Genomic DNA, 10,117 nt, shown 5'->3' on the forward strand with positions numbered 1-10,117 from the left:
GTCGGGGTGGGCGTCAGGACCCGGCCGCTCAGTCCGCCGTCGCCCCGCCCACCTCGGCCTGCGCGTGCCGCGCCTGCTCCTCCATCACCATCTGCGAGATCTCGCGCTTCAGCGCGTTGAACTCGGGCGCGGCGGGGTCGCGCGGGCGGGGGAGCGTCACCGGGACGATCCGCTTCACGGTGCCGGGGCGGTAGGTCATCACCACCACGCGGTCGGCGAGGTAGATCGACTCCTCGATCCCGTGCGTGACGAAGACGATGGTCTTGCGGAGCTTCGCCCAGATGCGGAGCAGCTCGTCCTGGAGGTTGCGGCGGGTGAGCGCGTCGAGCGCGCCGAACGGCTCGTCCATGAGGAGCATGGGCGAGTCGATGGCGAGCACGCGCGCGATGGCGACGCGCTGGCGCATCCCGCCGGAGAGGTCCTTGGGGAAGCGGTCGCGGAACTCGCGCAGGTTGAGCATGGCGAGGAGCGCGTCCACCCGCTCGCGCCGCTCGCGCGCCGGCACCTTCGCCATCTCGAGCCCGAAGGCGACGTTCTTCTCGACCGTCATCCACGGGAAGAGCGCGTACTCCTGGAACACCATCGCCCGGTCCGGGCCCGGCGCGGTCACGGCGCGCCCGTTCGCGACGATGCTGCCCGAGGTCGGCGGCGAGAAGCCGGCGATGGCGTTGAGGAGCGTGGACTTCCCGCAGCCCGAAGGCCCGAGCAGGCAGACGAGCTCGCCCGGCTCCACGTCGAGGTCGATCCCGTCGAGGGCGAGGACCTCGCCCTCGCTCCCGCTGAACACCTTGCGGACGCCGCGGACCTGGATGGCGGGCGCGCCGCCCGCGAGGGCCGCGGCCATCACCCCTCCACCCCGCGGTGCCAGCGCAGGAGCCACGCGTTGAGGCGGTTCATGCCCACGTCGATGCCGAGCCCCGCGAGCCCGATGCTGATCATCCCGGCGATCACCTTGTCCGACCAGAAGTACTCGCGCGCCTCGAGGATCCGGTAACCGAGCCCGGAGTTCACCGCGATCATCTCGGCGACGATCACCACGATGAAGGCGACGCCGAAGCCGATGCGCACGCCGGCGAGGATGTAGGGCATCGCCGCGGGCACCATCACGCGCCAGAACAGCGTCCACTCGGAGGCGCCGAGGTTGCGGGCGGCGCGCACGTAGATGGCGTCCACGTTCCGGACGCCGGCGATGGTGTTCATGAGGATGGGGAAGAAGGCGCCCAGGGAGATGAGGAAGAACGCCGGCGGGTTGCCGAGGCCGAACCAGAGGATCGCGAGCGGGATGAACGCGATGGGCGGGATGGGCCGGACGATCTGCACGAGCGGGTTCATGAGCTCGTACACCATGGGCTTCGCGCCCATGAGCAGCCCGAGCGGCAGCGCGAGCACGAGCCCGACCGCGAACCCGCCCGCGACGCGGATGAGGCTCGCGAGCGCGTCGTGCGGCAGCTCGCCGGAGAAGATCCAGCGGAGCCGGCTCCCCTCCGCCGGATCGTACGGCGCGAGCGGGCGGGCGTAGTCGATCCAGCGGACGAGCACCTGCGACGGCGCGGGCAGGATGATGGGCGAGACCCAGCCCGCGCGCGAGATCCCCTCCCACGCGAGGAGCACGATCGCGGGGACGAGGAGCTGGCGCGCGAGCCGGGTCGCGCTGGAGCCGGCGGTCTTCACTTCTCGAACTTCGCCTTGGCCTTCTGGAGCAGATCGAGCTTCACCCACTCGGACGCCTTCGGCGCGCGCTGCATCTTGCCGACGCCGTACTTCATCATGAGGTCGGTCGTCGTCTGGACGTGCTCCACGGTGATGTCGTGCGTGAAGGGCGAGTTGGCGATGGCGTCCTTGTAGTCCTGGCTCGTGATCTGGCCCTTGAACATCTGCTCGACGACGTACTTCTCGGCGAACTTGGGATCGGCGAGGAACTTGTTCGTCGCGTCCACGAAGCAGTCGAGCACGCGCTGCGCGACGTCCGGCTTCTCCTTGTAGAGCTTCTCGGTCATCACGAGCGCGCGCACCGGCTCGCCGAGCGGCGTGTCGTAGGGCTTCATGATCTCGCGGCCGAAGCCCTTGTTGATGGCCTGCGACGACTGCGGCTCGGACTGGCACATCGCGTCGATCTGCTTCTGCATGAGCGCCTGGTTCAAGTCCGCGAAGGGAAGGTAGACGAGCTGGACGTCCTTGCCGGGCTTGTCCGCCCAGGTGAGCCCGTGCTTCGAGAGCTCGGCGAGGAGCAGGAGCTCCTGCGCCCCGCCGCGCGCGACGCCGACCTTCTTGCCCTTCAGATCGGCCACCGACTTGATGGGCGCGTCCGTCGCGGCGACGAGCCGGGCGCCGCCCTTCGCGAACCCGGCGACGATGTAGATCTGCCCGCCGCCGGCGCGGTTCGCGATGGCGGCGTCGGCGGCGCTCGCGGCGAGGTCCACCTCGCCCTTCACGATGGCGGGGAAGATGTCGATGCCCTTCGGGAAGACGATCTCCTCGACCTTGAGGCCGAACTTCCCGCAGTGGTCCTTCATGTACGAGACCGCGCCGTAGTGCGCGAACTTGAGGTTGCCGAGGCGGACGACGTCCTCCGCGCGGGCAGGCCCGGCGAGCGCGAGCGCGAGCGCGGCGAGGGCGACGAGACGGGTCATGAGGGGATCCTCCGATGGGCGTCGCGGCACAGCTCCACCGAGACCGACGCGGGGCGTACACGCTGGCTTACGCCGCGAGCGAGGCCCTCGCCGGTCCCCCATGGGGCGTCCGGGCAGGCGGCGGGGCTGCATCGATGACGCGTCACGGCGAAGCGTGCGCCCCGCCCGGAGTGGCGGTCAGCCCGGCTCCGTCTCGCGCGTCCCGGAGCGCACCGTCGCGGGCGCCGGGGTCGCGCGCGCCGCGACGCGGCCGGCCTCGCCGCTCCTGAGCAGGGCGAGCCGGTACACGGCGGGCGCCACGAGCTCGTTCATGGCCACCACCCCGAGCGCCACCGCCGAGGCCTCGCCACCGAACTCCGGGAACGCGCGCGCGAAGAGGAGCGCGAGCGCGAGCGCCACGCCCGCCTGCGGCAACAGCCCGAAGGGCGCCCAGCGCGCCACCTCCGGCGGAGCGCCCGCGGCGCGCGCTCCCACCCGCCCCGCGGTGAGCAGCGAGGCCGCCCGCACCGCCACGATCGCGAGCACTGGCACGGCGACCGGGGGGACCGCGGAGAGGTGCAGCTTCGCGCCCGTGACGGCGAAGAAGATGACGTACACGGGCAGGGACGCCCCCGCGACGAGCTCGTGCAGTTCGTCCCCGTGACGGGTGAGGTTCCGGATGAGGACGCCCGCGGTGAGCGAGACGAGGAGCGCATCGAACCCGATGCGCTGGCCGACCTCGGCGACCACGAAGGCCGCGGCGAGCACGAAGAGCGTCGCGCCGCGGCGGACCCAGCGCAGGTAGGCGGCGAGCAGCGCGGCGAGGACGAAGCCCGCCACGATCGAGCCGAGGAGCTCCCACGTGATGTGTCCGATCGCGTCGCGCGCGCCCCCCGCGATCCCGAGCGTCACCTTGGCGACCGCGGAGGTGAGCGCGAAGAGCACGATGACGAACAGGTCCGCGAGGACCACGACGCCGAGCACGACGCGCGTCACCGGGCCGTCGGCGCGGAGCTCGTCGGAGAGCGCGACGACCACGGCCGGCGACTGGGCGACGAGCACGACGCCGAGGACGAGCGCCACCGCCGTCGCCTGGAGCGCCGGGAGCGCCGAGAGGAACGCGAGCTGCCCGCGCAGGAGGAGCAGCGTCGCGGCGATGGCGAGCGCGCCGCCGATCACGCCCATCGCGGTGGTGATGCCGATGGTGCGCGCGAGCGGCCGGATGCGGGCGAGGCGCAGCTCCGTCCCGGCGGTGAGGGCGATGAGCGACACCGCCACCCCGTTCACGATCTGGAGGTTGTCGACGACGGTGGCGTCGAGGAACCCGAGCACGGAGGGGCCGACCACCACGCCCGCCGCGATGTAGCCGGTGAGCTTCGGGAGCCGCGCCGCGGCGAAGATCCGGCCGGAGAGGAAGGCCGTGAGGAGCAGGTAGCCGAAGCCGAGCGAGGTGCCCGCCGGCGCGGCGCCGCCCGTCGAGAACGTGCGCGCGGCGTGCATGAGGCCGGCGAGGAGCGCGAGGAGGACCGCGTCGATCACGGCGTCGGCTCCGAGCGCGGCTCCGGGGCGGGCGCGCGCCGGCCGCGCCGGACCGCGTGGACGAGCGCCTCGGTGGCGAGCGCGCCGCCCACGACCGCCACCACCGCGTCGGCGATGGAGCCGCCCGGGTAGAGGAGCTGCGCGTTCACCACGATGGCGATGGCGAGCGACCCGACCGGCGCGACGGTGACGACGCGGCGGGCGCCCGCGTCGAGGTCGAGCACGCCGAGGCGCGTCGCCATCCTCACCCCCGCCCAGCGCCCGAGCACGCGCGCGCCGACGAACACCGGGATGAGCAGCCAGCCGGTGACGGACCCGGTCGGCCAGAGCGCGCCGAGGATGACGAGGAGGACGAGGTAGACCGGCCGCTCGAGCAGGTCGAGCACGGCGCGGAAGCGCGCCTGGTGGGCGCCGGGGAAGTTCGCGAGGATCACGCCGGCCACGAAGCAGACCACCACCGAGGAGAGGTGCAGGTAGCCGGCGAGGCCCGACGAGAAGGCGACCGAGCCGAGCGTCAGCACGGAGAACTCGGGGCCGCTCCGCGCCCGTCGCAGCAGGACGAGCACGACGAGGCCGAGCAGCGTCCCGGCGCCCGCGGTGAGCATGAGCCACGCCGTGCCCGGGAGCCGCCAGGTCACGGCGTCGCCCTGGGGGCGGAAGTACGCCGCGACGAGGGCGAGGCCGAGGATGCCGGCGATCTCCTCGAGCCGCACGATCCGGCCGAGGACCGCGACGGCTGCGGGCGGCGTGCGGGCGGGCAACAGGTGCGGGACCGTCGCGGCGGTCATCGACGCGGCGGTCCCGAGCACGAGCGCGTCGCGCAGGAACACCGGGTCCCGGAGCCGCTCCGCGAGCGGGCCGGCCGGCAGGAGCACCGCCGCGGCCCCGGCGACCACCGCCGCGAACGGCAGGGAGCTGAGCAGCGCGGCGGACGCCACGGCCCGCTCGTCGGTGCCCGAGAGCTCCCGCGCGTCGAGGCGGAACCCGACGATGAAGCCGATCCAGCCGAGGCCGAGCCGCAGCACCGGCGCGAGCTGGGCGAGGACGTCGTCGGACAGCACGCCGAAGGGCGGCGCCCGGGCGATCATCCCGAGCGCGATGAAGGGAAGCCCGGCGGCGACGAGCTGCGAGACGCGGATGCGCCGCTCCCAGCGCACGACGGCGGGGTGTGCCGCCGCGTAGGCGAGGGCGACGAGCAGCGCGAGCCCGATGATGGTGCGGATGACCACCGCGGGCCGCTGGGGCGGCGTGACCGCCTCGGGCCGCTCGGGCGACTCGAGCACCGGGGCGAGGGACGGGCTGGGCGAGACGGGCGGGAGCGCCCGCGGCGGAGGGCGGAAGGGCGTCGGCTCGTGGGGAGCGGGGTCGCCGGGCGTGAGGGTCGGGGTCCAGATCGCCGGTGGGGTCGCGGTCGGGGTCGGGGTCGCGGTCGGGGTCGCGGTCGCGGTCGGGGTCGGGGTCGGGGTCGCGGTCGCGGTCGGGGTCGGGGTCGGGGTCGGGGTCGGGGTCGGGGTCGGGGTCGCGGTCGCGGTCGGGGTCGCGGTCGGGGTCGCGGTCGGGGTCGCGGTCGCGCGCGAGTCCGCGGCGGCGGCCGGAGCGGTCGCGGCGACGAGGAAGCAGGCGGCGAGCGAGGCCGCGGCGAGGCGCGCGCGGCCGGGGAGCGTACGGCCCGGCAAAGCTAGAGCTTTACCTTCGGGAGGTTCGCGAGCGAGGCCTCGACCTTCTCGGCGGGGTACTCGAAGTCCTCGAGCTGCCCCGCGAAGTAGGCGTCGTAGGCTGCCATGTCCACGTGCCCGTGGCCGGAGAGGTTGAAGAGGATCACCCGCTCCTTGCCCTCCTCCTTCGCCTGGAGCGCCTCGTCCACCGCGCCGCGGATCGCGTGCGACGACTCGGGCGCCGGGATGATCGCCTCGGTCCGCGCGAAGAGGGTGGCCGCCTCGAAGCAGGCGAGCTGCCCGACCGCGCGCGCCTCGACGATCCCGTGGTGCACGAGCTGCGACACGAGCGGCGACGCGCCGTGGTAGCGCAGGCCGCCGGCGTGGATGCCGGGGGGCATGAAGTCGTGACCCAGGGTGTACATCTTGGTGATGGGCGCCATCCTGGCGGTGTCGCCGTAGTCGAAGGCGTACACGCCCTTCGTGAGCGTCGGGCAGGACGTCGGCTCGACGGCGACGATGCGGACCTGCTTGCCGGCGGCCTTGTCGGCGACGAACGGGAACCCCACGCCGGCGAAGTTCGAGCCGCCGCCGTGGGCGGCGATGATGACGTCCGGGTAGTCTCCCGCGAGGGCGAGCTGCTCCTTCGCCTCGAGGCCGATGATGGTCTGGTGCAGGCAGACGTGGTTCAGCACGCTGCCGAGCGCGTAGCGGGTGTCCTCCCGGGAGACGGCGTCCTCGACCGCCTCGGAGATCGCGATCCCCAGCGACCCCTGGCTCTCCGGATCCTGCGCGAGGATCGCGCGGCCGGCGGCGGTGCGGGGGGAGGGCGACGGCACGACCTCCGCGCCCCAGAGCTGCATCATGCTCTTCCGGTACGGCTTCTGCTGGAACGAGACCTTCACCATGTAGACGGTGCACTCGAGGCCGAACATCTGGCACGCGAGCGCCATCGAGCTGCCCCACTGGCCGGCGCCGGTCTCGGTGGCGATGCGCTTCGTGCCGGCGAGCTTGTTGTAGTAGGCCTGCGGCACGGCGGTGTTCGGCTTGTGCGAGCCGGCGGGCGAGACTCCCTCGTACTTGTAGTAGATGCGGGCGGGGGTCCCGAGCGCCGCCTCGAGCCGGCGGGCGCGGAAGAGCGGGGAGGGGCGCCAGAGCGCGTAGATCCGGCGGACCTCCTCGGGGATCGGGATCCAGCGCTCGCCCGACATCTCCTGCTCCAGGACCGCCGGCGGGAAGAGCGGGAGCATGTCCGCGGGCGTCACGGGCGCGCCGGTGCCGGGGTGGAGCACGGGCGCCGGCGGCGCGGGGAGATCCGCCACCACGTTGTACCAGTGGGTGGGGATGCGATCCTCGCCGAGCAGGAACTTGGTCTGCTGCATGGGTCTCCTCGAGAAAAAGGAGGGCGATTAGCGCAGGTGGAGCCGCGGCGCGTCAAGGCCCGGCGCGCGAGCGGCGGGCGAGCGCCCGATCACGGCCGCAGAGGTCGTGGCCTCAGGCCATCACCTCGCCGCCGTCCACGTGGATCGCCTGCCCGGTGATCGCGCCGTTCGTCGCGAGGAGCACGGCGACGTCCGCGACCTCCTCCGGCAGGGCGGCGCGGCCGAGCGGGTTCTCGCGAAGCATCGCCTCGCGCGCCTCCGCCTCGCTCCGGCCGGTGGCCACGGCGACGTCGTGCGCCGCCTCCTGCATCATCCGCGTCTCGGTCCAGCTCGGGCAGATCGCGTTCGCGGTGACGCCCTTGCGCGCGCCCTCGAGCGCGAGGCTGCGCGTGAGGCCGATGAGCCCGTGCTTCGCCGCCGAGTAGGCCGCGCCGTACTTGAGCCCGATCTTGCCGGCGACGGAGGCGACGTTGATCACGCGGCCGAAGCGACGCTCGTACATCCCGGGCAGGCAGGCGCGGGTGAGGACGAACGGCGCCGTGAGGTCCACGGCGAGGATGCCATCCCACTGGGCGTCGTCGAGCCGCTGCAGCGGCGCGCTGCCGTGGATGCCCGCGTTGTTCACGAGCAGGTCGACGGGCCCGAGCCGCGCCTCGACCTCGCGTGGCGCCGCCGCGACGCGCGCGCGGTCGGACACGTCGAGCGGGAAGAAGTGCGTCCGCCGGCCCAGCGCGGCGATCTCCGCCGCGACTGCCTCGATCTCGGGCACGGTCCGGGCCGCCACCGCGACGTCCGCGCCCGCGCGCGCGAGCGCGATCGCGATCGCGCGCCCGATGCCCCGTCCGCCGCCGGTCACGAGCGCGACGCGTCCTTGCAGGGAATCCATGCTGCCTCCTCAGGTGCGAAGGGGAACCCGCCGACGATACCGGCGGGCGGGCGCCGCTCGCAACGAGCGGCCGGATCGGCTGCGCGCGGCGGCCGACGCGACGGGTCGGCAGGCGCTGCGCCTCCGGTGCGAGCGAGGCGCACCTGCTCCCCCGCGACGAAGCGTCGTGCGGTCGCGGGACGCCCGGAATGGGTTCACCCGCAGCGTGTACGGAGCTCACCAGATCGGGTGATGATGACGAGGTGGCCATGGCCGTTCGCCGCGGCCCTCCGGAGGCCGACGTGAGAGACGACGACCGCGCCCGCTCGATCCCCTCGCTCGCCGCAAACGCCGGCGAGGAGCCCCTCGCCGCGGTCCCCGTCCCGCGGGTGCTCGTCGTCGAGGACAACGCGCTCGTCGCGTCGATGTACGAGGCGGCGCTGCGGAAGCTCTCGAGCGCGGACCGGCGCCCGCTCGCGATCGAGCTCGCGCGCGACGGGGGCGAGGCGTTCGCACGCCTCCTGCGCGCGCCGCCCGTGGACCTCGTCCTGACCGACGTCTTCATGCCGGCCATCTCGGGCGTCGCGCTCGTCGAGCAGATCCGCGCCGCGCCGCTGCTCGCCGCGCTCCCCGTCATCGTGGCGACGAGCGGCGGCGCGAACGAGGAGGCGCGCCTCGCCGCGCTCGGAGTGGCGCGCTTCCTGCGAAAGCCCGTGAGCTTCGAGGCGCTGGCCGACGCGGTGCGCGAGGTGCTGCGCGCGTCCGCTCCCCCCGCCGGGGCCACGGGCTCGGCGGGGTTGACGCCTCGCGAGCCGATGGCCATCCATCGACTACACGCGATACCGGTCTCACGCCGGTAAACCGAGGAGTGGTCGCCCCCGGATCATCGCTGCAAGGGTCCGCCTTCGTGCGGACCCTTTTCATTTTCGGCGAGCGCGCCGAGCTCCTCGCCGACGCCGGCTCGACCTCCGTGCGGGTTGCCGGACGCGCGCCCCCGGGCTAACGTCGCGCACCCGTCGGTCTCTCACCCCTGGCGAGCGGAGAGCGCATGAAGAAGCACCCGGCCCACACCTCGGTGGTGGAGTAGCCCGATGGCCCCCCGCGTGCGCGCCGAGGACCACGGCCCGGTCCGCGTCCTCGTCCTCGACAACGCGGCGAAGCGGAACGCGCTCGACTTCCAGGCGCTCGAGGAGCTCGAGGCCGCGTGCGTCGCGGCGTCGGAGGAGGGCGTGCGCTGCCTCGTCCTGCGCGGCGCCGGCGAGGAGGCCTTCTCCTCCGGCTTCGACCTCGCCGAGATCGCGCTCACCTCCGCGCGCGGCGAGCGGCCGGACGAGGCGGTCGAGCGCACCGCCGCGGCGCTCGACGCGGTGCCGTGCCCGACGGTCGCGTTCCTGAACGGCGGCGCGTTCGGCGGCGGGTTCGAGCTCGCGGTCACCTGCGACCTGCGCGTCGCGCGCGAGGGGGTGAAGCTCGGGATGCCGCCCGCGAAGCTGGGCGTCGTCTACCCGGAGGGCGGCCTGCGGCGCTTCGCCGATCTCGTCGGGGCGGCGCGCACGCGCGAGCTGTTCTTCACGGGCCGCCCGATCGACGCCGAGACCGCGCTCGCCTGGGGGATCGTGAACCGCGTGGCGCCGGCGGAGGCCGCCGAGGCGGACGCGCTCGCGCTCGCCGCGGACATCGCGGCCAACGCACCGCTCGCGGTGCGCGGCATGAAGCGGATCCTGCGGCTCCTGGAGGGCGCGCACGAGCGCGGGCTCTCCGACCCGGAGCGCGGCGAGATCGCGGATCTCAGGCGGCGCGCCTTCGAGAGCGCGGACATGCGCGAGGGCCGGTCGGCCTGGCAGGAGCGGCGCCGGCCGCGCTTCAAGGGCGAGTGAGCGCCGCCGGCTTCTCGGGCGCGGTCGCGACTCCGATCGCGTAGCCCGCTGCCGCGCCGACGAGGAGCGCGGCGAGGCCGGCGACGAGGGCGCGCCGGATGGTCGCGCCTGCGCCGTCGCCGGAGGGGGCGCGGGCGGGCTCGCTCGCGGGGCGGGGCGGCAGCGGCGCGCGCGCAGGCTGCGCCGGTTG

Annotated in this window: 9 protein-coding genes and 1 pseudogene; 2 read left to right on the forward strand and 8 right to left on the reverse strand. The window is 74.1% G+C overall.

Annotated features, from left to right (window positions below; translation table 11 throughout):
- Window positions 1–28: 28 nt before the first annotated feature.
- The 7 genes from MNY62_RS18165 to MNY62_RS18195 all read right to left on the reverse strand — a co-directional run bounded on the left by MNY62_RS18165 (window position 29) and on the right by MNY62_RS18195 (window position 8,071).
- Complete coding sequence (locus MNY62_RS18165) at window positions 29–844, reverse strand: ABC transporter ATP-binding protein (RefSeq protein ID WP_242345608.1); 816 nt, start codon at window positions 842–844, stop codon at window positions 29–31.
- Window positions 844–1,671, reverse strand: a complete 828-nt coding sequence (locus MNY62_RS18170; RefSeq protein WP_242345609.1) for an ABC transporter permease — start codon at window positions 1,669–1,671, stop codon at window positions 844–846. The genes MNY62_RS18165 and MNY62_RS18170 overlap by 1 nt, the downstream gene beginning before the upstream one ends.
- The gene (locus MNY62_RS18175; protein WP_242345610.1) at window positions 1,668–2,630 is read right to left on the reverse strand and encodes an ABC transporter substrate-binding protein; all 963 of its coding nucleotides are present in this window, start codon (window positions 2,628–2,630) and stop codon (window positions 1,668–1,670) included. Before MNY62_RS18175 ends, MNY62_RS18170 begins: the two co-directional genes overlap by 4 nt.
- 177 nt (window positions 2,631–2,807) lie before the next feature.
- Window positions 2,808–4,148, reverse strand: a complete 1,341-nt coding sequence (locus MNY62_RS18180; RefSeq protein ID WP_242345611.1) for a cation:proton antiporter — start codon at window positions 4,146–4,148, stop codon at window positions 2,808–2,810.
- On the reverse strand, window positions 4,145–5,824 hold the full coding sequence (locus tag MNY62_RS18185) for a cation:proton antiporter (protein ID WP_242345612.1): 1,680 nt from the start codon (window positions 5,822–5,824) through the stop codon (window positions 4,145–4,147). The genes MNY62_RS18180 and MNY62_RS18185 overlap by 4 nt, the downstream gene beginning before the upstream one ends.
- A 2-nt stretch (window positions 5,825–5,826) precedes the next feature.
- Window positions 5,827–7,185 (reverse strand): TrpB-like pyridoxal phosphate-dependent enzyme, encoded by a 1,359-nt coding sequence (locus MNY62_RS18190; protein WP_242345613.1) that lies wholly within the window; start codon window positions 7,183–7,185, stop codon window positions 5,827–5,829.
- 112 nt (window positions 7,186–7,297) lie between these two features.
- Window positions 7,298–8,071 carry an SDR family NAD(P)-dependent oxidoreductase gene (locus MNY62_RS18195; protein ID WP_242345614.1) on the reverse strand — a complete coding sequence of 258 codons (774 nt, stop codon included), beginning with the start codon at window positions 8,069–8,071 and terminating at the stop codon, window positions 7,298–7,300.
- Between the two features lie 248 nt (window positions 8,072–8,319).
- Between MNY62_RS18195 and MNY62_RS18200 the strand changes: the two genes are divergently transcribed.
- Both MNY62_RS18200 and MNY62_RS18205 read left to right on the forward strand, forming a co-directional pair.
- On the forward strand, window positions 8,320–8,910 hold the full coding sequence (locus MNY62_RS18200; RefSeq protein ID WP_242345615.1) for a response regulator: 591 nt from the start codon (window positions 8,320–8,322) through the stop codon (window positions 8,908–8,910).
- A gap of 231 nt (window positions 8,911–9,141) precedes the next feature.
- Window positions 9,142–9,927 (forward strand): enoyl-CoA hydratase-related protein, encoded by a 786-nt coding sequence (locus MNY62_RS18205; protein ID WP_242345616.1) that lies wholly within the window; start codon window positions 9,142–9,144, stop codon window positions 9,925–9,927.
- On the opposite strand, the pseudogene MNY62_RS18210 reads toward MNY62_RS18205, so the two are convergent.
- Window positions 9,914–10,117, reverse strand: a pseudogene (locus MNY62_RS18210) (FHA domain-containing protein); the annotation flags it as partial. The gene MNY62_RS18205 and the pseudogene MNY62_RS18210 sit on opposite strands and share 14 nt — an antisense overlap.

Source organism: Anaeromyxobacter terrae (assembly GCF_022690685.1).
Taxonomy (GTDB): Bacteria; Myxococcota; Myxococcia; order Myxococcales; family Anaeromyxobacteraceae; genus Anaeromyxobacter; species Anaeromyxobacter terrae.